Below are 22,779 nucleotides of genomic sequence, written 5' to 3'. Positions count from 1 at the left end.
CGCCTGGGCCTCAGCGGCAACTTTTTCGATGGGCCCCACCGTTCGCGGTGGGGCCCTTCGACGTTTCTGGTTGCAGTTGCTGTGATCGGGCCCGAGTGGACCTCGGCGAACAGGGACCAGCAGACACGCGCAGACCGTCTCGCAGTGCTCGGCAGCCCACCTCGATGTCAGTGGTCGTCGTTAGGTTGGAACTGCGGAGCGTTTCTGGCACGACGGAGCAGGTGAGGGGGCGGCGATGAGCATTCTGCGGGCAGCGTGGGTGCCGGATGACGATCCCGAGCGGGACTGGGGGTCGGCGCGGAGCTCGCCGTGCGTCGGGTGGAGCGCGAGGCTGCCGAGCAGGGTGCGACCGCGGTGCTCGTGCTCAATGCCTTCGGCGCGGAGCAGTCGATCCCGACACTGCGCCGGTTTGCCGATCGATCAGGCAGGCAGCGTGTGGGGAGTGGTGTCGGCCCTGTGCTGGCCTACGTACCGGATGCGAAGACGCTGGAGTTCGCCACTGGACCAGCACGCGGCTCTTCGCTTGCGGCAGTCGAGGGCGCCAATCTGTTCCCTCTGCGCGGATGGGCCGCGCAGGTGCAGGCCATCGATCTCACTCACCCGGAGGACGAGGTCGAGGAGGTAGACGAGCGGCTCACGTCGGCGCTGGAAAGCCTGCAGTTCTACGGCAACAACGGCTACGGGCCGCCCTTCGACCGTCAGCAGGCAGCGCGAGTACTCGGCGACCTCCGCTCTGCCGGCTTGCTGGACCATGACGTGGTCATCGGCGCCGTGGCCGCCCAGGGCATCAGCCCCGATGGTCTGAAGCGCCTTGGCCAGCTCATCAAAGCCGCTGGCGGCCGGTAACCGTCGTCCCGCCCATCAGGTCAGCCGACCCCCATCAGCTGCCGTTGTCGACCGCCGAGGTCACGCCCCCTACTTGGCGTCGATCTCGGCGATCAGCGCCTCGATGCGGGACTTGATCTCGTCGCGGATCGGGCGGACGGCCTCCACGCCCTTGCCGGCCGGGTCCTCCAGGCCCCAGTCGAGGTACTTCTTGCCGGGGAAGATCGGGCAGGCGTCGCCGCAGCCCATGGTGATGACGTAGTCGGACGCCTGGACGGCCTCGGTGGTGAGGATCTTGGGCCTCTGATCGGCGATGTCGATGCCGACCTCCTTCATGGTCTCGACCGCGGACGGGTTGACCTGGTCGCCTGGGATGGAGCCGGCGGAGCGGACCTCGATCCGGTCGCCCGCGAGGTGGTTGAGGAATCCGGCGGCCATCTGCGAACGCCCGGCGTTGTGGACGCAGACGAACAGGACGGAGGCGAGCGGGCTGGAGGACATCGGTTCTTCCTTCGGGAGTGGTTCAAGAGGGTCGTGCGGGAGTCGGGTTCCAGCTCTCGGCAGGAGGCCGGCGTTCGGTGAGATCAGCTCAAGCTCGTATCAGCCTGGAGTGATGTGAAAGTATCAGCCCATGCTGACGTCAGTCGACACTGATCTGATGCGGGTTCTCTCCGACCCGCTCCGCCTCCAGATCGTCACCTTGCTGGCCAAGGAGACGCTCTGCACTACGCACCTGATCGAGGAGACGAGGGCGAAGCAGACCAACCTCTCCAACCATCTGAAGGTGCTGCGCGAGGCGGGTGTAGTGGAGACGGAGCCGTGCGGCCGGTTCACCTACTACCGACTCAAGCCCGACGTCATCGCCTCGCTCGCCGGCCAGTTCGCCGACCTCGCGGAGACCGCGCGCGCCACCACCGAGAACAACGTCAAGCGGTCCTGCCCCTGATCCCCCGCCTGCCGGCGACCCGCACCGAGGAGTCCACTTGACCGCCACCGAGGCCACCGAGCACGACGGAACCGGGCAGCCTTCCATTGCACCGGCCGATGAGCCTCAGCCCGCCCCGCGTGCCACCCCACCCCAGACCGCTCGCCTGCTCGCCAAGGCGGCCGCCGAACTGGTCGGCACCGCGGCGCTCGTCGCCGTGGTGGTCGGCTCCGGCATCCAGGCCACCGAGCTGACGAAGGATGTCGGCCTCCAGCTCCTGGCCAACTCCACTGCCACCGTCTTCGGCCTCGGCGTCCTGATCCTTCTGCTCGGCCCGGTCTCCGGCGCGCACTTCAATCCTGTGGTCACGCTCGCTGAGTGGTGGACGGGTCGGCGCGGCGGTGCGGGGGTGACCCTCCGCGAGGCCGCAGTCTACGTCCCCGCACAAATCGTGGGCGCGATCGCGGGCGCGGTGCTGGCGGACGCGATGTTCGGCAAGCCGCTGGTGGAGTGGTCTACCCACGACCGGTCGGCAGGACATCTACTGCTGGGCGAGGTGGTTGCGACGGCCGGTCTGATCCTGCTGATCTTCGGTTTGGCCCGCGCCGATCAGCTGCGTTTCGCGCCGGTGGCGATCGCCTCCTACATCGGAGCCGCGTACTGGTTCACCTCCTCGACGTCCTTCGCCAACCCGGCGGTGACCATCGGCCGCACTTTCACGGACACCTTCGCGGGCATCGCCCCCGGCTCCCTGGCGGGCTTCATCGGTATGCAGCTGATTGGCGGAGTAGTCGGGCTGACGCTGGTGGCGCTCATCTTCCAGTCCGGGCGGGACACTGCCGAGTGACACGTACCGCCAGAAACGGGCGGGCGTTGGTGGCCGTGCGGTGCGTCCAATAGGGGACGTGACTGATCAGGCTTCTCCCTCGTTGTGGCGGTTCATCCAGGACGGCGACCCCGACGCGTTCACGCTCATCGTGGAAACCGCAAACGGGCAGTACGTGCGGCGCATACGTCCGGCGCTGCCCTGCCGTCCGGCGTGGAGCACGGCCCGGGTGCCGAGGCGGCGGCCCACACCGCCGCCACCTGGGGGCTGTCCGACGTCGTGTTCCAGTCCGCCTGCGCCAGCAAGGGCTCCGGGCGGCGCGAACTCGGCGACCGGCTGCTGCTGGCCGGCGGACGCGGTGCGGTGATCCAGGTCAAGGCACGCACGATTTAGCCCAAGGACGCGGGCAGCGAGGTGGCCCGGATCCAGAAGGTGGCGACCAAGGCTGTACGCCAGGCAAAGGGCACCGTGCGCCAGCTGCGCACGCTGGCCGCCGACATGGCCAACGGCCGCGAGCGCACGCTGACCGTCGACGGCAACGCCTACGACTGGATCGGAGTGCGATGGAGGCGTCGGCACTGGCCCCGAAGGTCGAGGGCCAGGACCAGGACGCCGAACACGGCCGAGGCTTGGGCATGGTCAGCGTGATCGCTCACCGAGTCGTAGTCCACGAGAGCGACGGTGGCCACACCGTCACCGCGGAGTTGTTCACGGGCCCGCCAGCGGGAGGGCACCGGTGCTGATGGACAAGCCGCAGCGGGGCTACTGGTGCGAGTGCTGGACCGAAGACCTCACCGAGCAGAGGTGGCCGGTCCTCCGGGCTTCCTTCGACGCATACTCGGCACCGCAGGCCGACAGTGGGTAGCAGTCGCACTCCGCACGATCTCACCCGCACTGGATCCCGACGCCTCCCAGGAAGCGTGGGAATGGCTGTACGACGGCCGCATCACGGCGAGGAAAGCACTCCTACGCGCCGAGCCCTGCACGGTGACGCTCACCCAGGCCCGCACTCGCATCACCTGGACGATCCGACCGGCACTCTTTCTACCCCTCGCACACCGCCAAGGCCTCGACGTCCCAGCCTGCGCCCACCAGTTCAAGCCCCATGCAGGGCCTTCAACAGACGCTGCTTCTCAATAGAGTGCACGCATGGCCGACTCAGACGTATCCGAGACGAGACGCAGGCCCAGGCACCTCGAAGCTCTCACCGATGTGTACGACTTCCTGGAGGAAGTACGACTCCGTCCGGGCATGTGGGTCCACAGCAACTCCTTGCAGCACCTGAACTCCATGCTCACCGGCTACCGCCTTGCGCTAGGCATCCACGACATCGCAGAGCCGTTCGACTTCTGGACCCCAGGCGGCCAGAGCCACTTCTCCGAGTGGCTATGCCAGCGCCAGGGCCGCCCTTCCTCCCTCGGCTGGGCCACAGAGATCGAACGTGAAGCAGAGCGGTCCGACAGGCCCGCCATGGAGATGTTCTTCGAGCTCCTGGACGAGTTCCTAGCCGATGCCACGCCCGACAGACACCAGGTTGTGCGGGGAGCCACGGGGAACACAGGGGTTGCGACAGCACGGCCACGAAGCGACGGTGACCTTCCGCAGCAGGCCGGCCCAACAGACAGCCCCAGATCACCTTAGCTACCCAAGCTGATGGCCCAACAGTTCAATACGGCCGCTGAATCTCGTGTTCGTCCAACGCAGCCTCGTACCGCGCCAACAGAGCATCCAGGTCCGCCAGAAGAAGGCCGGCGGAGTCCCGAGCTTCATCCACATCGCCCCGCTCACATGCCGCCACTACCTCGACCAGCGAACCGCAACTTGCCCCCGTCGACGAACACACCCCGACAGCCTGGCTGAGGCCGGCGGGGGTAGCGAGGCACACGCGGGCGTGATCGGTCGCAGCGCCCACCGTCGTGGTGGCTGACTGTCGTCGGCTGAGGCGCAGACCCCAAGCCGCCCGCCCCCCCTGCGCCGTTCAGGGTGAGGGCGTGAAGCCGGCGGATTGGTCCAGGCGGAACGGAGAGCCTGGAGCTGTCGGAGTCCACCCCTCTCGGAGAGCAAGTTGAATGGCCTGGGCAACGCCGGACGGCAGTACGGGCGTGGCCTCGCGGCCGAACCAGTTACTCGGATGCGGCTGGTTGGTAGTGACCACCAGCATCATGCCCGGGGTGTCCGCATGTTCGACCGCGAAAGTGCACGGCGTCCAGGCCAGTCCCTGGAAATACGTCGGCCTGCCTCGCAGCCGCCAGCGGTAGGCCGTGCCGTCGACGACGATCCGTCGTGATCCCTTGCGGAGCAGTGCCATGGCTCCCCCTTCAACAGCGACGATGCTGGCGAGCCCGGCCCCACCGTCCGTCTCATTTTCCGTCTCATTCAGCGCCGTTCACGACCGTTCAGGCGAGTCCAAGGGTGGTAGCCGCTCCCACGACCGGCCTCCAATGAACGCAGGTGAACGACCCCGTCCGAGGAAGCCAAGGCCACCACCGCAGTTGGAAAGCATGTTGGGGGCAACCCCTCACGAGTTCGCATCTCGTATCCTCCGCCAGTGCCTCACCGGGCACGAGGTCGAAGGGCCCCACCGTTCGCGGCGGGGGCCGCTCGCGGAGGTGCCCGGCTCTGGTGGCGGGTGTCCGTCCCTGAGCGGAGAATCTTCTGGACGGACTTCCCGGTCCTACGGAGGTGCCATGACGGATCCGCTGTCGATCCTGCAGCAGGCGCGCTGGGGCCCCGTGCCGGCGGACTGGCGTGTGTTCGCCAAGAGGCGGGGCAAGCTGTCAGGCATCTTCCACGGGACGTCGGACGATCCGGACCCGCTGCTGGTGATCACGCCGGAGGTCGCCGTCGAGTACATCAGTGAACGCAAGCCGCCGACGATCGTCGTCTTCCAGACTCTGGTCGGTATGAGGCTGCGCGTGGCCAGCTCCAATTCGTCGGCCGCCGTCTCCACGTGGGTCGACCTGCGCTACGTCGACGGCAACAAGGCGAAGTGGCGGTCCGCCGGCTTCGCCAACGACCTGGAGGCGATCCAGGGCTTCATCGAGGCCTACGGCGCCCACAAGGCACTTCGCGGGTACGCGTGAGCCTCGGGGCGAGGTGTCGAACGTTCACCGCTCGGACGCCCTGGTCTTGACGGAAGAAGCGTCCTGAAGAAGCGTCCTGAAGAAGCGTCCTCAGCATCTGGGTAGGCGGAGTCCCCCCCCCACCCCCGCACCCTCAGTGCACCGACAACCCCCCGTCCACAAAGATCGACTGCCCCGTGACGTAGGCCGAGGCCCCGCTCGCCAGGAAGACCGCGGCGCCCGCGAAGTCGTCGGGGAGGCCGTTGCGGCCGGTCATGGTGCGGGCGGCCAGGGACGCGACCTGGAGCGGGTCGGTGGCGAGGCGGGAGTTGAGGGGGGTCATGACGAAGCCGGGGACGAGGGTGTTGCAGGTGACGCCGTGCGGTGACCATGCCTCGGCCTGGGAGCGGGCCAGGGACTCCAGGCCCCCCTTGGAGACGCCGTAGGCGCCGCTCTGCACGAAGGCGCGGTGGGCCTGCTGGGACGTGATGTGGATGATCCGGCCGAAGCCGCGCTCGGCCATGCCGGGGCCGAAGCGCTGGCCCAGGAGGTAGGGGGCCTCCAGGTTGACCGCCATGGTGGTGTCCCACACGTAGTCGGTGAGCTCGGTCATCGGTGGACGCAGGTTGATCCCGGCGGAGTTGACCAGGATGTCCGGTTCACCGAACGGGGCGGCGGCCGCCTCCGCCGCGGTACGGACTCCCTCCCTGGTACTCAGGTCGCCGCTCACCCAGGCGGCCCGGCAGCCGTCGGACGTCAACTCGTCTGCCACGGCGGCCAGTTCCGGCTCCCTCCGGGCCACGATCACCACGCTCGCCCCCGCCCGTGCCAACGCCCCCGCGATCGCCCGGCCGATGCCCGAGCTCCCGCCGGTCACCAGTGCCACGCGGCCGTCCAGGGAGAAGAGTTCGGAGAGATACGCCTGGGAAGTCATGGCCGAACCCTAAGTCGGTACCCGGTCCGCCATGACCCGCATTCTCGTCGGCACCTGCTCCTGGACCGATCCCGCGCTCGTCCGCAGCGGCTGGTACCCGCCGGGGCGGCGGGACGCCGAGGGCCGGTTGCGGTACTACGCCGAGCGGTTCCCGGTGGTGGAGGTGGACGGCACCTTCTACGCGCTGCCCAGCGAGCGCAACAGCCGTCTGTGGGTGGAGCGCACGCCCGCCGGGTTCGTGTTCGACGTGAAGGCGTACGCGCCGCTCACCGGGCATCCGGTGAAGCAGCCCGCCCTCGCGGACGTGCCGTTGGAGGAGGTGTGGGCGCGGTTCGCCGCCGGCATCGAGCCGTTGCGGGAGGCCGGGCGGCTCGGTGGGGTGCTGTTCCAGTTCCCGCCGTGGCTGCGGCCGGGGGCGCGGGCGGAGCGGTCTCTCGAGGAGACCGCGGAACGCACCGCCGGGTGGCCCGTCCACGTGGAGTTCCGGCATCCGTCCTGGTGGGAGGAGGAACAGCAGGACCTCACCCGCGCCCTGCTCGGCAAGTACGACTTCGCGGCCGTCGGTGTGGACATGGCGCAGCGGCTGCCCGCCTCCCTGCCGCCGGTCACCCCCGTCACCGCGCCCAGGCTGTCCGTCGTGCGCTTCCACGGGCGCAGTGCCTCCTGGGGGCGCGGCAGCAAGGAGGACCGTTTCCGGTACGACTACGCGCGCGCCGAACTCGCCGAGTGGGTACCGCGGTTGCACGCGGCGGCCGAGGAGGCCGACGAGCTCCACGTGCTGTTCAACAACTGCTGCGGAGCGGCCGCCGTGCACGCCGCCGAGACCATGGCGGAGCTGCTCAGCCCACGATCCTCACCGTCTTCGTCACGCTGATCTGGTCGACGTCGGAGACCCTGATGGTCGCCTTCATCCGCCAGTCACCCGCGAGGGGCAGGGTGAGGTCGTTCGTGCCCCAGTAGCCGCCCCTGTTCTTCAGTCCGGCGTCGATCGGGCCGATCTTCTTGGCCGGGAGGGTGAAGGACAGCCGGAGTTCGGGGACCGTGGCGAGGCCTCCGTCGGCCGCGTAGACGATGGCCTGGACCGAGTTGTCACCGGTGCGGCCCGGGTCCAGGGTGATCTGCACCTTGCCCGTGGCGCCGCCCACCGCGAAGGGGACATCGGTCACGGACGCGGCGGGCAGTCCGCCCGTGGCCGGGCCCGCCTCGTCCGCCTCGGTCTGCGCCCGCCCGGGCAGCGTGCCGCTCAGCACGGTGCTCAGCACCAGGACCACGACCCCGACGGCCACCTCGGCGAGGACGGAACGGCGCAGACCGTGCCGGTAGGCCGGTGCGGCCGGACCGGGGGCGACGGGCGCCGGTCCCGGAGCCGACGGCGGTCCGCCCACCCGCTCCGGCACCCTCTCCCGTACGACCGTCTCGGGCCCCTTCTCCCGTACGGCCGCCTCCAGCACCCTCTCCCGAACGACCGCCTCCGCCGTCCCCTCCCGAACGACCGCCTCCGCCTCCGCCGCCGCCCCGGCCGCGACCGTCACCGCCTCCGCCCCGGCCGCGACCGTCACCAGCCGTCCCGTCCACCGCCGCGAGAGCCTGGCCGCCGCCAGCAGCAGCGTGACCGCGAGCAGCTTGAGGACGAGCAGATGCCCGTACGTCGTGCCGGTGACGGCCTCCCAGGAGCCGAGGCCGCGCCAGGACTGGTAGACGCCGGTCGCGACGAGGACGGTCACGGAGGCGAAGGCCAGCCGGGAGAAACGGGCGAGCACGGCGGCCGGGAGCTGCGACGGGGCCCGGTGCAGCATGGTGAGCAGGGCCGCGAGACCGCCCAGCCAGACGGCCATCGCCAGGACGTGCAGCACCGCGGACGTCATCGCCACCGGCACCTGGATGCCGGCGGACGCGTGCTCGGCGGCGGCCCAGGTCAGCGCGAGACCCACGGCGAGCACACCGCCCGCCGCCTGCCACGCGCGGGACAACCTCTCCTCGCCGAGCCGCAGCAGTCGTACGACGAAGAAGCAGGCGACCAGCAGCAGCGCCAGGCGGACCAGGAGGGCCTCGCCGGGGCGGGTGCTCAGGGTGCGTTCGAAGGCCTTCAGTGAGAACGCGGAGGTCGGGCCCGCTCCCGACTCGTACGGCGCCCGCAGCACCAGCAGGAACAGGGTCGAGCCGAGCAGGGTGCCCCAGCCCGCCCACAGGAGCCGGCTCAGGCGGAACGGCTCCGGGGGGCGGCAGGCGGTGAGGAAGACGGCCGTGCCGATGAGCAGGGCGACGGCGAGATAGGCCAGGTAGCGGCCCATGTTGAAGAGGCTCTCCGTGGCCGGGTCCTCGGTCGGACCGGTGTCCGGGATCACGGTGGCCGGGGAGGGCTTGCCGACGGAGAAGGTGAAGGCGCCGGAGACCGGGTGGCTGTCGGCGGAGACCACCCGCCAGGCCACCGTGTACGTGCCCTGGGCGAGCTTGGCGGGCAGGGTGACACGGGCCGTGTCCGAGCCGCCCGGCCCGTGTCCGGCGTCGGAGACGTTCAGGCGCTTGCCGTCGGGATCGAGCACCCGGAAGGAGTCGTCGAGCAGGCCGACGGACTCGGTGAAGGTCAGGGTGATGTCACGGGGGGCGGACTTGAGGACGGTTCCGTCCCCGGGGTCGGTGGAGCGGAGGGCCGCGTGGGCCGACGCCGCTCCCGCGCCACCGAAGAGGAGCAGGACCAGCACGGTGCCCAGCAGCACCAGCCCTTGAAGTCCTCGCCCTCGCCGGCCTGCGCTGCTGCCTGCACGCTCACACCTCACGTCACTACTCCGTACCTGGGCTCGCGGTCTTCCCGATAGGTACGCACGCGAACGTCCGCGCGCTCACCAGGTCGGGCGGGCGGAGATCCCGCCGTCCACCACCAGATCGTGCCCGGTGACCCAGGACGCGAGCGGGGAGGCGAGGAACACGCACGCGTCGGCCACGTCCTCGGGCCGCCCGAGCCTGCCCAGGGGCGCCTTCCGCTCCCACCGTTCCACCCCCTCCGGCCAGGCCTCCGCCAGCCCCTCACGGTCGATCAGCCCGGGCGAGACGGTGTTCACCCGGATGCCGTGCGGACCGTACTCCAGGGCCGCCGACCGGGCGTGCGTCACGATCGCGGCCTTCGAGGCTGAGTAGTGGGCGTGCTCGGGCGCGGGGTGATGCGCCTCGACGGACGCGATGTGGGTCACGGACCCGCCCGGGCGCATGACCTCGGCCGCGGCCTGCGTACAGGCGAAGACGCTGGTGAGGTTGGTGTCCACGACGGCCCGCCACTGCGCGGCCGTCATCCCGGGCAGCGGCCGTGTGGGCTGCACGCCCGCGTTGTTGACCAGGGCGGTCAGTCCCCCGCCCCACGCGGAGGCCTCCCGGACCAGCCGTCGGCACGCTTCCTCGTCCCGCAGATCCGCTTCCAGTACGACGGCCCGGGCGCCCGAGTCCTGGATGCGGGACGCCACTTCACGGGCCGCCGCCACCGCCGTACGGCAATGGAGGGCGACCGCCGCGCCCTGCTCGGCGAACCGCAGCGCGATCCCCCGCCCGATGCCGCCGCCCGCGCCCGTGACCAGGGCGACCTGTCCCTCCAGGAGTCTCATGGACGGCACAGTCGCGCGATCCGGGCGGCCTCGGAGGGGTAACGCGCCGTCAGCTCGGCCACGTCGCCGTGCTCGTAGTCCTCGAAGGTGAAGCCGGGGGCCATCGTGCAGCCGAAGAAGGTCCACGCGCCGCGGGTCGTGGCCCCCATCCAGGTGCTCGCGGGCACGGTCAGCTGGGGGTGCTGGCCGGCGCGTATGTCCGGGCCCAGGACGGCGGTGGCCGTGGTGCCGTCCGGGGCCAGGAGCAGGATCTCCAGCGGGTCGCCGAGGTAGTGGTGCCAGATCTCGTCGCTGGGCAGGCGGTGCAGGGCGGAGTAGTCGTCCGAGGTCAGGAGGGCGACGATCGCCGTGCCGTGCGGTCTTCCGTCGGCGCGCTCCTCGCCCGCCCAGGTCTGCCGGAACAGTCCGCCCTCGCGGGGGATCGGTATCAGGCCGTAGTGGGCGACGAGGTCGTCAGGCGTCACCCGGGAAGGCTACCTCCCTTGCCAGGAAGGCGAGTTGGGCGTGCTTCTCGGGCAGATACACGCCGGGCACGTCGATCTCCGGCAGCACGACCGCCTCTCCGGCGACGAAGCCCTGCTTCAGGAAGCGGGCGATGGCCTTCTCGTTGCGCACGTCGGGGTCGACCACGACCCGCCGCTTGTCCAGGCCCAGGAGCACGTACGAGGCCACGGCGGACAGCAGTGCCGACGACCAGCCGGGACGGCCGCCGTGCGGGCCGGGGGGTGGGAGCAGCAGGTGGATGCCGATGTCGCCGGGTTCGACGGGGTAGCACTCGCTGACGCGGTCGGCCTCCGGCTCATAGGTCTGCAGCAGCCCGGCCGGTTCGCCGTCCTTCTCCAGCAGATAGGCGTGGTGGGTGTCGAGGGTGTCCAAGTGGGCGTAGATCTCGGCCACTTGCTGCTGGGTGAGGCCGTTCATGCCCCAGAACGCGGCGCGTTCCTCGCGGACCCAGGCATGCACGGTGGCGGCGTCGGCGTGGGGGTCGAGTCGCAGGACGCGGACGGTGCCGAAGCCGTCCACTGTCTTGGTGTGGACCGCTTCACGGGTGGGGGTGTCGGACATCGGTCTCCTCAGTCCTCCTTCGTCAGGTGCTGCGGGTCGGTGACGACCGGGACCAGATCTCCCCTGAGCCACAGGGGGAGTTGGTCGCGGTGATGGGGTGATCCGGGCAGGCCGGAGGCGCCCAGCGGGACCACCCAGAGGCTGTCCTCGCGGCGGGCCAGGTCCCAGACGTAACGGGCGGCGGGGCCGCGCGCGGCGAGGTCGGTCAGTCCGGGGACCGCCGAGGTGCACAGGACGCAGTCGTGGTCGCCGGAGAGGGCGGGGGCGTCCCAGGCGCTCTCGGGAAGTGCCCGCCAGGGGGTGAGGCGGTGGGTGTCGCCCCAGGTGCCCGGCGGCGGCGCGGCGGCCACTTCTTCCAGGGCCCCGCGTACGGCTTCGGCCCGGTCGATGCCGTACAACTCCTCGGCGCGCAGAAGGTGTTCGAGCGCGAAGGCGACACGGGGGACGAGGCCGAGCCACGGGAGGAGGACCTCGGGGTAGGCGGGCGGGTCGGTCAGGGCCGCGAACACGGGGTGGGCGGCGAGCCGTCGTACGACCGCGCTGCGTACGGCGGCGTACAGGGCGGCCTCCCTGCTGCTCGCGGCCATGCGGCGATCCCAATGGAGGATCGTTTCCCTCACGGTGCCGGCCTCGGGGCTCAGGTCGTCCAGGGCCTCGATGTGTGCCAACAGGGGCTGTGCCGAGGCGAGATGGGTGTCCATGTGGATCTGCGGCATGTCGGCGGCCGACCAGCGCGGCTTCTCCCGCAGCAGGGCGGTGATGCGGTCCGCGCGGTGGGGCGGGGCGAACTCGACGCCGAGCGGGGTGGCGGGGCCGCGCTGGTTGGCCATCACGGCGATGCCGTCGGTGAGACCGGCGCGGGGGGTGTCGTGCCGGCCCCGCCACTCGTGTCCGGGCTCCCAGGCGGGGACCGGCCGCAGCCGGTTGGCCTCCGCGCGCACCGGGACCCGTCCGGCGACCCGGTGCAGCAGCCCGCCCTCGGTGTCGGCGGCCTGTACGACGTTCACGGGCTCGGCCCACAGGTCGAAGGCCCGGTCCACGTCGGCGGTACGGCGGGCACGGAGGAGGGGGAGGAGGGCGCTGAAGCCGAGGTCCTCGGTGACTCGGGGCGGGTAGCGGAGGGAGAGGGCGAGGGGGGCAGGGGGGATGCGGGCGGCCGACCCGTGGTCGGCGGGGCCCTGCGGGAGGCCGACCGGGCCGGTGGAGGTCGCATAGGTGGGTGTGTCCGACGGCTGCGGGGCGCGGGACGGGCCGGGGCCTGCCGGTCGCTGCTCGGCACGGGCATCCGTGCCCGGGAGGGAGAGCGCGAGGGGGTCGGCCGTGGGAGTGGGTGCCGGTGGGGGAGCGGGGAGGGAAGTGGATCGGGAGGCATCCGTGGCCGGGGGCTCCTCCAGTACTCCTCCCCCCTCCAGCCCTTCGGGACCCCCCACGATCACCGGGCCCCGGTCCGTCTCGATCACCTCGATCTCGACCGGGGCCTCGCCCGCCACCTCGACGGTCTCGGTGTGGCGGGCGGCACGGTGCCAGCGGCCGTCCGGGCCAAGGGCCTCCACGCCGGCCCCCGTGCGGCGCAGTCGCTCGCGGTAGAGGTCCTGGTAGTCGGCCATGGCGTTGGTGATGGACCAGGCGACCGTGCCGGTGTGGCCGAAGTGGGCGATGCCCGGGACGCCGGGGACGGCGAGGCCGATGACGTCGAACTCGGGGCAGACCAGGTGGATCTGCTGGTAGACGCCCGGGTCCTCGATGTAGCGGTGCGGGTCGCCCGCGAGGACGGCGTGGCCGGTGGTGGTGCGGGCGCCGGCGACCAGCCAGCCGTTGCTGCCGGAGGTGCCCGGGCCGTCGGCGGCGAACAGGCCGACCGCGTCCGGGCCCAGGTGCCGTAGCGCCTCGTCCCGCCAGAGCTTGGCCGGGAAGCCGGCGAAAAGGATGTGCGTGGCGAGCCAGACGCCGAGCGGGGTCCAGGGCTCCCAGCGCCCGGGGGTGAGTCCGACGCGGGCGAACTCCGGGGCCGCGGTGGTTGGCAGCTCCTCGTTCACGCCGTCGACGTACGCCCGGATCCAGTCGGCCGTCTCCGGGTCCTGTCTCTCCAGCGCTCCGAAGCAGCGTCTCGCGGTGTCGTCCAGGCGGGCCCGGCGCGCGAAGGTGTCCCAGGACAGGGCCCCGGCGCCGAGGAAGGCGGCCGAGGTGCCCTGCGCGCGGTGCCGTTCGACCTCCAGCTGCCAGCCACGGTCGCGGGCGGTGACCCGGCCCTGGGCGCGGGCGAGTTCACGCGCGCTGCCCGCACGGAGGTGGGGGATTCCCCAGGCGTCGCGGTAGATCTCGATACTCACCCTCACACCCGTTCCATTTAAGTTAGGCTTACCTAAGTTTGCTGGTGAGGGAATCGTACGCGAAGGGTGACAGACCATGGGACAGGGGAGGCAGGGGCACGGCTGGGAGGGAGCGGTCCTCCGACTGCTGCGCGCGAAGGACTTCGTGTTCACCGTGACCGGCACCGAGGACGTCACCGGCGCGTACCGGCGGGTGCACCTCACCGACGGCGGGATGCTGGCGGTCACCGGCGTCCATCCGACGATGTGGGTGCGGCTGTGGTTCTCCGCCGCGGGCAAGCCGCACCAGCGCGCCTACACCCTGGTCGACCCGGACCCCGAGGCGGGCACCCTCACCCTGGAGTTCGCGCTGCACGACGGCGTCGCCAGCGACTGGGCCCGTACCGCGAAACCCGGCGACACCGTCGAGGCCACCGTCCACGGCACCGGCTTCGACCGCCCCGACCCCGAGCCCACCCACGTCTTCGCCTTCGGCGACCCGGCCTCCCTGCCCGCCCTCAACTCCCTCCTCCGCGCCCTGGACTCCTCCCCCGCGACCGTCTGGTTCGAGGGCGGCGACGAGGGCCTCCCCTTCCGCACCGACCCGTCCCGCCACGAGGTCCGCCGGGTGCTCCGCCTCGACTCCGGGGCGCACCTCGTCGCCCAGGCGAAGGCGGACCTGCCCGCCCTGCTGAGCAGCCACCCGGACGCGTACGTCTGGATCGCCTGCGACACGGCGACGACGAGGACCCTGTCGTCGTACGTCCGCAAGCAACTGGGCGTGCCGAAGGAGCGGGTGCAGGCGCTCGGCTACTGGCGGGACCAGCCCGCCGGCTCCCGGTAGAGGCGCGCCGCCGACGGGGGCATGATCGGGGACATGGACGTCACCCTGCACCTCGCCCAGGACCCCGAGGCCGACGAACTCCTCGGCCGCTCCCCGCTCGCCGCGCTGGTCGGGATGCTGCTGGACCAGCAGGTCCCGATGGAGTGGGCGTTCAAGGGCCCCCGCACCATCGCGGACCGCCTCGGCGCGAGCGACCTCGACGCGCACGACATCGCCGCGCAGGACCCGGAGGCGTTCGTCGCGCTGCTCTCCGAGAAGCCGGCCGTGCACCGCTACCCGGGCTCGATGGCCAAGCGGATCCAGCAGCTGTGCCAGTACCTCGTCGAGCACTACGACGGCCAGGCCGAACTGGTCTGGAAGGGCGTGGACGACGGCCGCGAGCTGCTGCGCCGCCTGGAGGAGCTGCCGGGCTTCGGCAAGCAGAAGGCGCAGATCTTCCTGGCACTGCTGGGCAAGCAGCTCGGGGTCCGGCCGAAGGGCTGGCGGGAGGCCGCGGGCGCCTACGGCCAACCGAAGTCCTTCCGGTCCGTCGCCGACATCACCGGCCCCGAGTCGCTGACGAAGGTCCGCGCGCACAAGCAGGAGATGAAGGCGGCGGCCAAGGCGGCCAAGGCGGCCGGGAAGTCCTAGTCAGCCGGGTGGCCCGCCCCGGGTGGCCGCGCGGGGAGGGGCGGTCCCAGCATGGACCATGACCGAGTTCGACGACCGCTTCGACGACCGCAGGGTCCACGCGAGCCACCCTCCGGGCACCTCACCGCACGCGCCCGAACCACCCTTCGAGGGCCCCCTGCACGCCCTCGCCCAGGCCGCCTGGCAGGTCGTCCTGCTCACGGGTGTCGCCTCCCTGGTCCTGGGCGTCCTGGTCCTGGTCTGGCCCGGCGCCTCCCTGCTCGCGGCGGGTGTCCTCTTCGGCGTCTACCTCCTGATCAGCGGCATCTTCCAGCTGGTCGCGGCCTTCGGTACGCACAAGACGACCGCCCTGCGCGTCCTCGCCTTCATCAGCGGCACCCTGTCGATCCTGCTGGGCCTGTTCTGTCTGCGCGGCCCGATGCGGTCGATCCTGCTGCTCGCCCTGTGGATCGGCATCGGCTGGCTGATCCGCGGCATCACACAGACCCTGGCCGCCGCGTCCGACCGGTCCATGCCGGCCCGCGGCTGGCAGATCCTCCTCGGCGCGCTCACCTTCGTCGCCGGGATCGTGCTGATCGACTCCCCCTTCGAGTCGGTCGCCGTCCTCACCCTGGTAGGCGGCATCTGGCTGGTCGTCGTGGGAGTCGTCGAGATCGTCACCGCCCTCAGCATCCGCGGCCGAGCCCGACAGGTGCCGCGCACGGTGTGACACCGCCGGGTGGGAGCCCGGAGGCACTCGGCACCTGCGAGGCATCCGGCATCTACGCCGGCGGCATGCCCGCTACCCGCTGCCCGCTGCCGCGACCTGATGGCTCGACACACCTGCCGCCCTGGACACGGTCTCCTCACCACCGCGCCCCGATTGAAGGCCCCCGCGCGGGACGAGACTCGACGTACCTCACCCCACCACCCGCTGCTGCGGCCGGGTGAATTACGGGGCCGAAGTGATGACGCGCGCGTGCCGGACGGGGAGACGACCTGTGTGAGTTCCGTACGACGTCCCCCGCGCAGCCGTGAGTGGCTGCGGGCGCTCGTGCTGTTGCTCGCGTTGCTGGTTCCCGGCGTGCACGTCCAGGCGCATGCGCCCGCGGTGCCGCCCTCCGCGGCCGGGGAGTCCGTCGAGTACGACGTCCTCGACACGGTCCTGCGGCCACCGGCCCGGGCCGTCCACCGTGCGGCCGTACCTCTGCGGCCCGTTCCGTCGCAGGTGGCTCCCGCCGCGCCCGCGGACCGTCCCCTCCCGGCACCCCCGCGGCCACCGTACGCGCTGCCCGCCCTGCGTTCCGTGGTCCTGCGCTGCTGACAGAGCCCGCTCCCCCAGACCGGCCAGCACTCACGCGAGGAACACCGCCATGCCCATCGACCCGTACGCGGTCCTGCGCGCCCTGCTGCGCGCGGAGGCCGCACGCAGCGCACCGAAACCGCAGAGCACGAACAAGCAGCCGCCGGTGAGGAAGGAGAAGCGCGGCTGATCCTCCGGAGGAGGCGGAGCTACCGCCGCCTCCTCCGGGCCGTACCGAAGACCGAGCGGGTGATCTCACGCCCGATCTGCGTGCCCAGCGACCGCGCGAGCGACTTGAACATGCCGCTGCCGACGACCTGCTCGACGACGGAGGGGTCCTCCTCACGAGCGAGCCGGGGCGGTGGGGCCTTCATCTCGTCCGGGCCCTTGGCACCACGGGAGTCGAGCTTCTCGTACGCCGACTCCCTGTCCACAGCCTGTGCGTAACGTCCGTACAGCGAGGACGACTCGACCGCCGAGTCCAGCGCGCCGGCGCCGACCGGGCCCATGAGGGACTCGGGAGCGCGCAGGCGGGTCGCGGCGACGGGCGTGGGAGCCCCCTTCTCGCTCAGCACCGTCACCACCGCCTCCCCCGTCCCCAGGCCGGTGAGCAGCTCCTCCAAGTCGTACGCGGAGTCGGGGAAGGTCCTCACGGTCGCCTTCAAGGCCTTCTGGTCGTCCGGCGTGAAAGCCCGCAGCGCGTGCTGGACCCGGTTGCCGAGCTGGGCGAGGACGTCGGCGGGTACGTCCTTCGCGGTCTGCGTGACGAAGAAGACGCCGACTCCTTTCGAGCGAATCAGCCGCACGGTCTGCGTGAGCGAGTCGAGGAACGCCTTCGAGGCGCCGTTGAAGAGCAGATGCGCCTCGTCGAAGAAGAAGACGAGCTTCGGCTTGTCGACGTCCCCGACCTCCGGCAGCTCGTGGAAGAGATCGGCGAGCAGCCACATCAGGAACGTCGAGAAGAGCCGCGGCCGGTCCTGTACGGCGGCCAGCTCCAGGACGGACACCAGCCCGCGCCCGTCGTCCGCGGTCCGCAGCAGCTCGGCGGTGTCGAACTCCGGCTCCCCGAAGAAGTCGGCCATGCCCTCCGCCTCGAAGGCGGTGAGGGAACGCAGGATCACCCCCGCCGTGGCCGAGCTCAGCCCGCCGATGCCCTTCAGCTCGCCCTTGCCCTCCTCGGAGGTGAGAAAGGCGACGACGGCCCGCAGGTCCTTGAGGTCGACCAGTTCCAGCCCCTTCCGGTCGGCGTAGTGGAAGATCAGGCCGAGGGACTGCTCCTGGGTCTGGTTGAGCTGGAGCACCTTGGCGAGGAGCAACGGCCCGAAGCTGGTGACGGTGGCCCGGACCGGAATGCCGTGCCCGATGCCGCCGAGGGCGTAGAACTCCGCGGGAAATCCGGTGGGCTCCCACTGCTGGTGCACCTCGGCCGCCCTGGCCTGCACCTTCTCGTTCCTCGCCCCCGGTGCGGAGATCCCCGACACATCACCCTTGATGTCGGCGAGGAAGACCGGAACCCCCTGCGCCGACAACTGCTCGGCGATCAGCTGGAGCGTCTTGGTCTTGCCGGTGCCGGTGGCGCCGGCGACGAGCCCGTGCCGGTTGAGCATCGGCAGGGGGATCCTGACCTGCGCGTCCGGAAGGCAGGCGCCGTCCCACAGCAGCGCGCCGAGATCGAGCGCGGGCCCGGCGAAGGCGTAGCCGGAGGCGATCCGCAAGGCCTCGCGGGGCAGCGCGGCAGAGCCGGACTGTGCCTCCGGCATGGACCGGTCCGCGGTTGCCGCGACTGCCCCGGTCACGCCCTTCGGCGGGGTCTTTCGCTCGCTCATACCAAACCCCTGCTCCCGCTAAGCACCGTTTCGCGGCTTTTTTCCAGCGTCGCACTCGCTCGCCATGGCTGCGCCCGGAAGGTCTTGACCGGTAGGCTTTCCGTGTGATCTTCAAGCGCATCGGAAACGGCCGGCCGTACCCCGACCACGGCCGGGAAAGCACCCGGCAGTGGGCGGACGTCGCACCGCGCCCGGTCCGCCTCGATCAGCTGGTGACGACCAAGGGCCAGCTCGACCTGGAGACCCTGCTCGCCGAGGACTCGACGTTCTACGGCGACCTGTTCGCGCATGTCGTGAAGTGGCAGGGCGACCTCTACCTGGAGGACGGCCTCCACCGCGCGGTGCGGGCGGCGCTCCAGCAGCGACAGGTGCTGCACGCGCGCGTGCTCGAGCTGGACTGAGTGACCGCGCCGTAAAGGTTTGACCCTTTCGGGTTCACCTGTGCCGTGGTCAATGATCATCTAGTAGGCATTGCCGTCCACGCGCACTACGCTGCGCCCATGAGCATGCTGACGCCCCCCGGCATGGGCGGTAAGTACCGGATCACGGGCGACAAGTACCCCCGGATGCGTCGGCCCCGGCGGCGCGGCAGGCTCGTGTTGGGCGTGGTGGCCTCCGTCGCCGCGCTGAGTCTGGTCGGCTGGGGCACGCTCCAGCTCATCGACGTGTTCACGGGCGGCGGGGACGAGGCCTCCGCGGTCGGTTCCAAGGCGGGCTGCAAGACGAAGGCCGGCGCGGCCCCCTCCCCCTCCGCTTCCGCGGCCCCGCTCCCCAAGCCCGGCCAGATCACCGTCAACGTCCTGAACGCCACGGCTCGTGGCGGGCTCGCCAAGAAGACGGCGGACGAGTTGAAGAAGCGGGGCTTCAAGATCGGCGACGTCGGCAACGCGACGGCGACCTACGACAAGAAGGTCAAGGGGACGGGGATTCTGCTCGGTCCGTCCACCGCCCTCAAGACCTCGCTGCCGGTCCTGCGCACACAGCTCGCCTCCGCGGAGACCCGCACGGACACCCGCAAGGGCGCCGAGGTCGACCTGATCATCGGGACCGGCTTCAAGAGCCTGAGCACCAAGGCGGCGGCGGACAAGGCGCTGGCCGCGCTGAGTGCGTCCGGGCGGGCGGCGCCGAAGAAGAGCTGCGGGTAGCTGGGCCGCTGCGCTGGGCTTGGGCGGGGCGCCTGACGGGGTGCCGGGGCGGGTTGTCGGGCGGGTGCGGGTCCGATGGGGCTGGTCGCGCAGTTCCCCGCGGGCAGCTGCGCTGGGCTGGAGCGGGGCGCCTAGGGGGGTGCCGGGGCGGGTTGTCGGGCGGGTGCGGGTTCGATGGGGCTGGTCGCGCAGTTCCCCGCGCCCCTAGGGGGTTGCAGTCACCTGCGCCACGACGAGCCCCGTGTGGCCCCGCCATCCCTCGTGCGCCATGACAGGACGTTCGCCATCCCTCGCGCGCCGCGACGAACCGTTCGTCATCCCTCGCGCGCCAGGACGGGACGTTCGTCTCCCTCGCGCGCTGCGGCGGACCGTTGGTCGGGCCGCGCGTGGTACACCCGCCCCCCACCGGGACCGCAGCTGCGCCGCAGGCGTCAGGGGCGCGGGGAACTGCGCGGGCCGCCCCACCGGGCCCGCGGGCGCCCGACGACGGGACCCGAACTACTCCGCCGAGCCGTACAGACGATCCCCCGCGTCACCCAGGCCCGGCACGATGTACCCGTGCTCGTTGAGGTGGTCGTCGACCGCCGCCGTGACCACCGTGACCGGCGTGCCCGCCAGCTCGCGCTCCATGATCTCCACGCCCTCCGGCGCGGCCAGCAGGACCACCGCCGTCACATCGTCCGCGCCACGCCTGATCAGCTCACGGATCGCCGCCACCAGCGTGCCGCCGGTCGCGAGCATCGGGTCGAGGACGTACACCTGCCGCCCGGAGAGATCCTCCGGCATGCGCGCGGCATACGTGGTGGCCTGCAGCGTCTCCTCGTTGCGGATCATGCCGAGGAACCCCACCTCGGCGGAGGGCAGCAACCGGACCATGCCGTCCAGCATGCCGAGCCCGGCCCGGAGGATCGGCACCACCAGCGGGCGGGGATACGACAGCTTCACACCGGTCGTGGGGGCGACCGGTGTGCGGATGTCCACCGCCTCGGTGCGCACGTCGCGCGTGGCCTCGTAGGCGAGCAGGGTGACCAGCTCGTCGGCGAGACGACGGAAGGTCGCGGAGTCGGTGCGCTGGTCGCGCAGTGTGGTGAGTTTGTGGGCGACCAGAGGGTGGTCGACGACGTGGAGACGCATGGCCACACAGTAGCCGGGTCCATCGAACGCCTCGCGCTGGCGTCAAACCGGCCGACCGGGGGAAAGTGGGAGGGACGGACTGGGGTGGTGAACCGATGCCTGACCTGCCTGAGCACGAACCGTCGTCACAGGAGACCGACGCCGAGCGCCGGCGCCGGCGCGCGCAGTTCCTGCGCGATCTCGCCGAAGCCCGGGAACTGCGCGACCGGGTGCAGCCACGCCGCGCGAAGGTGGCGCGTCTGCGGCACGCGATGCGCATGCGGACCTTCCGCTGGTAACGAAGATCACGTGGTCCGGACGCCTGGCGGCGCACTGGAGGTGCGCTGAACAGGTGTCCGTGCGTGGGCCCTTGGAAAAGCCGCGTACGATCCCGCTCGTGGCGGCGACGAGTGCGCCGGTGAGTCTTCACCGACGTGCCCAAGCACGTGCGATCAAAACCACCGGACACAGGGTGTCGAAGACGTCCCCTGAACGCCTTGTTTCTGCCACGATTCCGAGTGGGTGGGGCTCAGAGCCGAGCTTCCCCGCCCGCACCTCCGCCGGGGGGACCCCCAACCGGCACGCCTATGACCAGTGGGAGAGTCACGGTGTACTTCGCCGCACTGCTCGCGCGCACCGAAGACGGGTGGGAAGCGAGCGACACAGAGCTCCTCGACAATGTGGAGACGCTGTCTGATCTGGCCGACCTCGCCCGGGAAGCCGCGGCCGAGGACGACACGGTGCTCGTGCTGATCGAGCAGGAGGACGCCTGGTTCGGCGTCGTCCGCATCGACGGCGAGGAAGACCCTCGTATCTACGTCTCGGACGCGGCCGCCGCCGCCCGCAGCTCGTACGGCGAGATCCTGCTCACCGACGAACTGCTCGGAAGGGAGCCCGACGACGACCCCGACCTCGACGCCCTCGACCTCGACGGCACCGAGGACGGTGACGACGAGGAGGACGACGACGACACCGTCGAGGCTGCCGGTTCCGGAGAGGCCGTGCCGCACGGCCCGGTCGGCGACCCGCAGGTCCTCGACGACCTGGGCATCGGCGAGAAGGAGCTGAAGGCCCTGTCGGAGGACGCCCTCACCGAGATCGCCGAGGCCCTGGGCGCCTCGGAGGTACTGGAGACCGTCCGCTGACCGCGGGGACCGAGAAACAGGACACCCCCGACCCAGTACGCGACCGCTGGCGGGCCGCGATGCGGCTCGCCCTGGACGAGGCCGGCAGGGCGGGTGCGGACGTGCCGGTGGGCGCCGTCGTACTGTCCCCGGACGGTACGACCGTGCTCGCGGCCGGCCACAACGAACGCGAGGCGGGCGGTGACCCGACCGCCCACGCGGAGGTCCTGGCGATCCGCAGGGCCGCCGCCGCTCTCGGCGAGTGGCGGCTGACCGGCTGCACGCTCGTCGTCACGCTGGAGCCGTGCACGATGTGCGCGGGCGCGATCGTGCAGTCCCGGGTCGACCGGGTCGTCTACGGCGCCCGGGACGAGAAGGCGGGCGCGGCCGGTTCGCTCTGGGACGTCGTCCGCGACCGGCGCCTCAACCACCGGCCCGAGGTGGTCGGGGGCGTCCTCGCGGAGGACTGCGCCAGGCTCCTCACGGAGTTCTTCCGGGACCGCTGAATACGGATTTCAAGGCACGCCCCACCTTGCTGTAAGGTCTCCCTCGGTAGCGTGTCCGAGCGGCCGAAGGAGCTCGCCTCGAAAGCGAGTGTGGCGCAAGTCACCGAGGGTTCAAATCCCTCCGCTACCGCTTGAGAAGGGCCCCGTCGAGAGACGGGGCCCTTCGTGCGTACTGGATCACCCGGTTACACTCGCGCCCCAGAAGCAACAGAGGTACCAGAGGCGGGGGAGGCCGCGATGGCGGTGAACGGAAAGAAGATCGCCGTCTATTTGCTCGTGGTCTTCGTGCTCTACGTGATCATCACGGACCCGGCCAAGGCCGCCGACTACGTGCAGATAGGGTTCCAGGGCATATCGGACGCCGCCAAGGCCGTGGGCGACTTCTTCACCTGGCTGGCCGACGGGGCGCACTGACAGACCAAGGGAGCGCCCATGATCCGCCATCTCGTCCTCTTCAAGCTCGATGAGGGCGTCGAGCGCGACGACCCGCGCGTCCTCGCGGGCGTCGAGGCCTTCCGGGCGCTGGACGGGAAGATCCCCGAGATCCGCTTCTGGGAGCTGGGCTGGAACCTCAGCGACCGCCCCATCGCCTACGACTTCGCCATCAACTCCGGCTTCGAGGACGCGGCCGCGCTGCGGACGTACGTCGAGCACCCGGAGCACCAGGCGGGCGTGGCGCTGTGGAAGGAGTTCGCCACCTGGGTGATCGCGGACTACGCGTACTGAGCCAGAGGCGCTGGAAGCCTCCTGCCGGGAACGGCGGGAGGCTT

General features: G+C 71.0%; 29 protein-coding genes, 1 tRNA gene and 2 pseudogenes. 22 read left to right on the top strand and 10 right to left on the bottom strand.

What is annotated here, in order from left to right:
* The first annotated feature begins 309 nt into the window (after positions 1–309).
* Positions 310–846: a hypothetical protein gene (locus tag ABZT93_RS18845; RefSeq protein WP_356105746.1), complete on the top strand. Its 537-nt coding sequence runs from the start codon at positions 310–312 to the stop codon at positions 844–846.
* Between the two features lie 69 nt (positions 847–915).
* Here the strand turns inward: ABZT93_RS18845 and ABZT93_RS18840 are convergent, their stop codons facing one another.
* A complete protein-coding gene (locus tag ABZT93_RS18840; RefSeq protein ID WP_356105744.1) occupies positions 916–1,326 on the bottom strand; it encodes an arsenate reductase ArsC in 411 nt (136 codons plus the stop codon).
* Between the two features lie 130 nt (positions 1,327–1,456).
* On the opposite strand from ABZT93_RS18840, the gene ABZT93_RS18835 reads away from it, so the two are divergent.
* The 7 genes and pseudogenes from ABZT93_RS18835 (at position 1,457) to ABZT93_RS18805 (ending at position 4,217) form a co-directional block, all read left to right on the top strand.
* Positions 1,457–1,771 carry a metalloregulator ArsR/SmtB family transcription factor gene (locus tag ABZT93_RS18835; protein ID WP_356105742.1) on the top strand — a complete coding sequence of 105 codons (315 nt, stop codon included), beginning with the start codon at positions 1,457–1,459 and terminating at the stop codon, positions 1,769–1,771.
* Positions 1,772–1,856: 85 nt separating this feature from the next.
* Positions 1,857–2,597 (top strand): MIP/aquaporin family protein, encoded by a 741-nt coding sequence (locus tag ABZT93_RS18830; protein ID WP_356105762.1) that lies wholly within the window; start codon positions 1,857–1,859, stop codon positions 2,595–2,597.
* Positions 2,598–2,789: 192 nt separating this feature from the next.
* On the top strand, positions 2,790–2,969 hold the full coding sequence (locus ABZT93_RS18825; protein ID WP_356105740.1) for a hypothetical protein: 180 nt from the start codon (positions 2,790–2,792) through the stop codon (positions 2,967–2,969).
* Positions 2,970–2,990: 21 nt separating this feature from the next.
* Positions 2,991–3,224 (top strand): hypothetical protein, encoded by a 234-nt coding sequence (locus ABZT93_RS18820; RefSeq protein ID WP_356105766.1) that lies wholly within the window; start codon positions 2,991–2,993, stop codon positions 3,222–3,224.
* Positions 3,158–3,319: pseudogene (locus ABZT93_RS18815) on the top strand (ATP-binding protein); the annotation flags it as partial. The gene ABZT93_RS18820 and the pseudogene ABZT93_RS18815, both read left to right, overlap by 67 nt.
* Positions 3,319–3,716: pseudogene (locus ABZT93_RS18810) on the top strand (hypothetical protein). The pseudogenes ABZT93_RS18815 and ABZT93_RS18810, both read left to right, overlap by 1 nt.
* Before the next feature lie 9 nt (positions 3,717–3,725).
* Positions 3,726–4,217 (top strand): hypothetical protein, encoded by a 492-nt coding sequence (locus tag ABZT93_RS18805; protein WP_356105739.1) that lies wholly within the window; start codon positions 3,726–3,728, stop codon positions 4,215–4,217.
* Positions 4,218–4,554: 337 nt separating this feature from the next.
* Here ABZT93_RS18805 and ABZT93_RS18800 read toward each other — a convergent pair whose 3' ends face one another.
* Entirely contained in the window at positions 4,555–4,884 is a 330-nt protein-coding gene (locus ABZT93_RS18800) for a hypothetical protein (protein WP_356105737.1), read from the bottom strand.
* 379 nt (positions 4,885–5,263) lie between these two features.
* Between ABZT93_RS18800 and ABZT93_RS18795 the strand changes: the two genes are divergently transcribed.
* Positions 5,264–5,659, top strand: a complete 396-nt coding sequence (locus tag ABZT93_RS18795) for a hypothetical protein (protein WP_356105735.1) — start codon at positions 5,264–5,266, stop codon at positions 5,657–5,659.
* A gap of 133 nt (positions 5,660–5,792) precedes the next feature.
* On the opposite strand, the gene ABZT93_RS18790 is transcribed toward ABZT93_RS18795, so the two are convergent.
* Positions 5,793–6,572: an SDR family oxidoreductase gene (locus tag ABZT93_RS18790; RefSeq protein ID WP_356105733.1), complete on the bottom strand. Its 780-nt coding sequence runs from the start codon at positions 6,570–6,572 to the stop codon at positions 5,793–5,795.
* Between the two features lie 31 nt (positions 6,573–6,603).
* Between ABZT93_RS18790 and ABZT93_RS18785 the strand changes: the two genes are divergently transcribed.
* Positions 6,604–7,446, top strand: coding sequence for a DUF72 domain-containing protein (locus tag ABZT93_RS18785; protein ID WP_356105731.1), 843 nt, complete (start codon positions 6,604–6,606; stop codon positions 7,444–7,446).
* Here the strand turns inward: ABZT93_RS18785 and ABZT93_RS18780 are convergent.
* From ABZT93_RS18780 to ABZT93_RS18760, 5 genes are all read right to left on the bottom strand, one after another.
* On the bottom strand, positions 7,412–9,289 hold the full coding sequence (locus ABZT93_RS18780) for a copper resistance protein CopC (protein WP_356105730.1): 1,878 nt from the start codon (positions 9,287–9,289) through the stop codon (positions 7,412–7,414). The two genes, ABZT93_RS18785 and ABZT93_RS18780, sit on opposite strands and share 35 nt — an antisense overlap.
* Before the next feature lie 123 nt (positions 9,290–9,412).
* Positions 9,413–10,165, bottom strand: a complete 753-nt coding sequence (locus ABZT93_RS18775) for an SDR family NAD(P)-dependent oxidoreductase (RefSeq protein WP_356105728.1) — start codon at positions 10,163–10,165, stop codon at positions 9,413–9,415.
* Complete coding sequence (locus ABZT93_RS18770) at positions 10,162–10,629, bottom strand: cupin domain-containing protein (protein WP_356105726.1); 468 nt, start codon at positions 10,627–10,629, stop codon at positions 10,162–10,164. The genes ABZT93_RS18775 and ABZT93_RS18770 overlap by 4 nt, the downstream gene beginning before the upstream one ends.
* A complete protein-coding gene (locus ABZT93_RS18765; RefSeq protein ID WP_356105724.1) occupies positions 10,619–11,230 on the bottom strand; it encodes a GNAT family N-acetyltransferase in 612 nt (203 codons plus the stop codon). Before ABZT93_RS18765 ends, ABZT93_RS18770 begins: the two co-directional genes overlap by 11 nt.
* 8 nt (positions 11,231–11,238) lie before the next feature.
* Positions 11,239–13,560, bottom strand: a complete 2,322-nt coding sequence (locus tag ABZT93_RS18760; RefSeq protein WP_356105723.1) for a penicillin acylase family protein — start codon at positions 13,558–13,560, stop codon at positions 11,239–11,241.
* A gap of 76 nt (positions 13,561–13,636) precedes the next feature.
* On the opposite strand from ABZT93_RS18760, the gene ABZT93_RS18755 reads away from it, so the two are divergent.
* From ABZT93_RS18755 to ABZT93_RS18740, 4 genes are all read left to right on the top strand, one after another.
* The gene (locus ABZT93_RS18755) at positions 13,637–14,383 is read left to right on the top strand and encodes a siderophore-interacting protein (protein ID WP_356105721.1); all 747 of its coding nucleotides are present in this window, start codon (positions 13,637–13,639) and stop codon (positions 14,381–14,383) included.
* 33 nt (positions 14,384–14,416) lie between these two features.
* Complete coding sequence (locus ABZT93_RS18750) at positions 14,417–15,013, top strand: HhH-GPD-type base excision DNA repair protein (protein ID WP_356105719.1); 597 nt, start codon at positions 14,417–14,419, stop codon at positions 15,011–15,013.
* Between the two features lie 58 nt (positions 15,014–15,071).
* Entirely contained in the window at positions 15,072–15,722 is a 651-nt protein-coding gene (locus ABZT93_RS18745; protein ID WP_356105717.1) for an HdeD family acid-resistance protein, read from the top strand.
* A gap of 273 nt (positions 15,723–15,995) precedes the next feature.
* A complete protein-coding gene (locus ABZT93_RS18740) occupies positions 15,996–16,316 on the top strand; it encodes a hypothetical protein (RefSeq protein WP_356105715.1) in 321 nt (106 codons plus the stop codon).
* A 188-nt stretch (positions 16,317–16,504) separates the two neighbouring features.
* Here the strand turns inward: ABZT93_RS18740 and ABZT93_RS18735 are convergent, their stop codons facing one another.
* Positions 16,505–18,055, bottom strand: coding sequence for a helicase HerA-like domain-containing protein (locus ABZT93_RS18735; protein ID WP_356105760.1), 1,551 nt, complete (start codon positions 18,053–18,055; stop codon positions 16,505–16,507).
* Positions 18,056–18,225: 170 nt separating this feature from the next.
* On the opposite strand from ABZT93_RS18735, the gene ABZT93_RS18730 reads away from it, so the two are divergent.
* Both ABZT93_RS18730 and ABZT93_RS18725 read left to right on the top strand, forming a co-directional pair.
* Entirely contained in the window at positions 18,226–18,522 is a 297-nt protein-coding gene (locus ABZT93_RS18730; RefSeq protein ID WP_003999914.1) for a type II toxin-antitoxin system VapB family antitoxin, read from the top strand.
* 123 nt (positions 18,523–18,645) lie between these two features.
* Entirely contained in the window at positions 18,646–19,266 is a 621-nt protein-coding gene (locus ABZT93_RS18725) for a LytR C-terminal domain-containing protein (protein ID WP_356105759.1), read from the top strand.
* 498 nt (positions 19,267–19,764) lie between these two features.
* Here the strand turns inward: ABZT93_RS18725 and upp are convergent, their stop codons facing one another.
* Positions 19,765–20,400 (bottom strand): uracil phosphoribosyltransferase, encoded by a 636-nt coding sequence (gene upp, locus ABZT93_RS18720; protein ID WP_356105714.1) that lies wholly within the window; start codon positions 20,398–20,400, stop codon positions 19,765–19,767.
* A gap of 95 nt (positions 20,401–20,495) precedes the next feature.
* Between upp and ABZT93_RS18715 the strand changes: the two genes are divergently transcribed.
* The 6 genes from ABZT93_RS18715 to ABZT93_RS18690 all read left to right on the top strand — a co-directional run bounded on the left by ABZT93_RS18715 (position 20,496) and on the right by ABZT93_RS18690 (position 22,735).
* Complete coding sequence (locus ABZT93_RS18715; protein WP_007383124.1) at positions 20,496–20,678, top strand: hypothetical protein; 183 nt, start codon at positions 20,496–20,498, stop codon at positions 20,676–20,678.
* A 309-nt stretch (positions 20,679–20,987) separates the two neighbouring features.
* Entirely contained in the window at positions 20,988–21,524 is a 537-nt protein-coding gene (locus tag ABZT93_RS18710; protein ID WP_356105757.1) for a hypothetical protein, read from the top strand.
* Positions 21,525–21,583: 59 nt separating this feature from the next.
* Entirely contained in the window at positions 21,584–22,009 is a 426-nt protein-coding gene (gene tadA, locus ABZT93_RS18705) for a tRNA adenosine(34) deaminase TadA (RefSeq protein ID WP_356105712.1), read from the top strand.
* A 45-nt stretch (positions 22,010–22,054) separates the two neighbouring features.
* A tRNA-Ser gene (locus ABZT93_RS18700) sits at positions 22,055–22,139 on the top strand.
* Positions 22,140–22,246: 107 nt separating this feature from the next.
* Positions 22,247–22,423: a hypothetical protein gene (locus ABZT93_RS18695; RefSeq protein WP_352391355.1), complete on the top strand. Its 177-nt coding sequence runs from the start codon at positions 22,247–22,249 to the stop codon at positions 22,421–22,423.
* A gap of 18 nt (positions 22,424–22,441) precedes the next feature.
* Positions 22,442–22,735, top strand: a complete 294-nt coding sequence (locus tag ABZT93_RS18690) for a Dabb family protein (protein WP_356105709.1) — start codon at positions 22,442–22,444, stop codon at positions 22,733–22,735.
* Positions 22,736–22,779: the final 44 nt, after the last annotated feature.

Origin of the sequence: Streptomyces sp. NPDC005303, assembly GCF_040607335.1 — a bacterium.
GTDB lineage: Bacteria > Actinomycetota > Actinomycetes > Streptomycetales > Streptomycetaceae > Streptomyces.
Note: the sequence above shows the minus strand (reverse complement) of the source record. Positions and strands in the feature narration are given on the sequence as shown.

Bases quoted from the DNA above. Each gene is read 5' to 3' on its own strand.
- ABZT93_RS18840 (WP_356105744.1), bottom strand. From the start codon at position 1,326: ATGTCCTCCAGCCCGCTCGCCTCCGTCCTGTTCGTCTGCGTCCACAAC.
- ABZT93_RS18835 (WP_356105742.1), top strand. From the start codon at position 1,457: ATGCTGACGTCAGTCGACACTGATCTGATGCGGGTTCTCTCCGACCCG.
- ABZT93_RS18805 (WP_356105739.1), top strand. From the start codon at position 3,726: ATGGCCGACTCAGACGTATCCGAGACGAGACGCAGGCCCAGGCACCTC.
- ABZT93_RS18800 (WP_356105737.1), bottom strand. From the start codon at position 4,884: ATGGCACTGCTCCGCAAGGGATCACGACGGATCGTCGTCGACGGCACG.
- ABZT93_RS18795 (WP_356105735.1), top strand. From the start codon at position 5,264: ATGACGGATCCGCTGTCGATCCTGCAGCAGGCGCGCTGGGGCCCCGTG.
- ABZT93_RS18790 (WP_356105733.1), bottom strand. From the start codon at position 6,572: ATGACTTCCCAGGCGTATCTCTCCGAACTCTTCTCCCTGGACGGCCGC.
- ABZT93_RS18785 (WP_356105731.1), top strand. From the start codon at position 6,604: ATGACCCGCATTCTCGTCGGCACCTGCTCCTGGACCGATCCCGCGCTC.
- ABZT93_RS18775 (WP_356105728.1), bottom strand. From the start codon at position 10,165: ATGAGACTCCTGGAGGGACAGGTCGCCCTGGTCACGGGCGCGGGCGGC.
- ABZT93_RS18765 (WP_356105724.1), bottom strand. From the start codon at position 11,230: ATGTCCGACACCCCCACCCGTGAAGCGGTCCACACCAAGACAGTGGAC.
- ABZT93_RS18755 (WP_356105721.1), top strand. From the start codon at position 13,637: ATGGGACAGGGGAGGCAGGGGCACGGCTGGGAGGGAGCGGTCCTCCGA.
- ABZT93_RS18750 (WP_356105719.1), top strand. From the start codon at position 14,417: ATGGACGTCACCCTGCACCTCGCCCAGGACCCCGAGGCCGACGAACTC.
- ABZT93_RS18745 (WP_356105717.1), top strand. From the start codon at position 15,072: ATGACCGAGTTCGACGACCGCTTCGACGACCGCAGGGTCCACGCGAGC.
- ABZT93_RS18735 (WP_356105760.1), bottom strand. From the start codon at position 18,055: ATGCCGGAGGCACAGTCCGGCTCTGCCGCGCTGCCCCGCGAGGCCTTG.
- ABZT93_RS18725 (WP_356105759.1), top strand. From the start codon at position 18,646: ATGGGCGGTAAGTACCGGATCACGGGCGACAAGTACCCCCGGATGCGT.
- upp (WP_356105714.1), bottom strand. From the start codon at position 20,400: ATGCGTCTCCACGTCGTCGACCACCCTCTGGTCGCCCACAAACTCACC.
- ABZT93_RS18715 (WP_007383124.1), top strand. From the start codon at position 20,496: ATGCCTGACCTGCCTGAGCACGAACCGTCGTCACAGGAGACCGACGCC.
- tadA (WP_356105712.1), top strand. From the start codon at position 21,584: ATGCGGCTCGCCCTGGACGAGGCCGGCAGGGCGGGTGCGGACGTGCCG.
- ABZT93_RS18695 (WP_352391355.1), top strand. From the start codon at position 22,247: ATGGCGGTGAACGGAAAGAAGATCGCCGTCTATTTGCTCGTGGTCTTC.
- ABZT93_RS18690 (WP_356105709.1), top strand. From the start codon at position 22,442: ATGATCCGCCATCTCGTCCTCTTCAAGCTCGATGAGGGCGTCGAGCGC.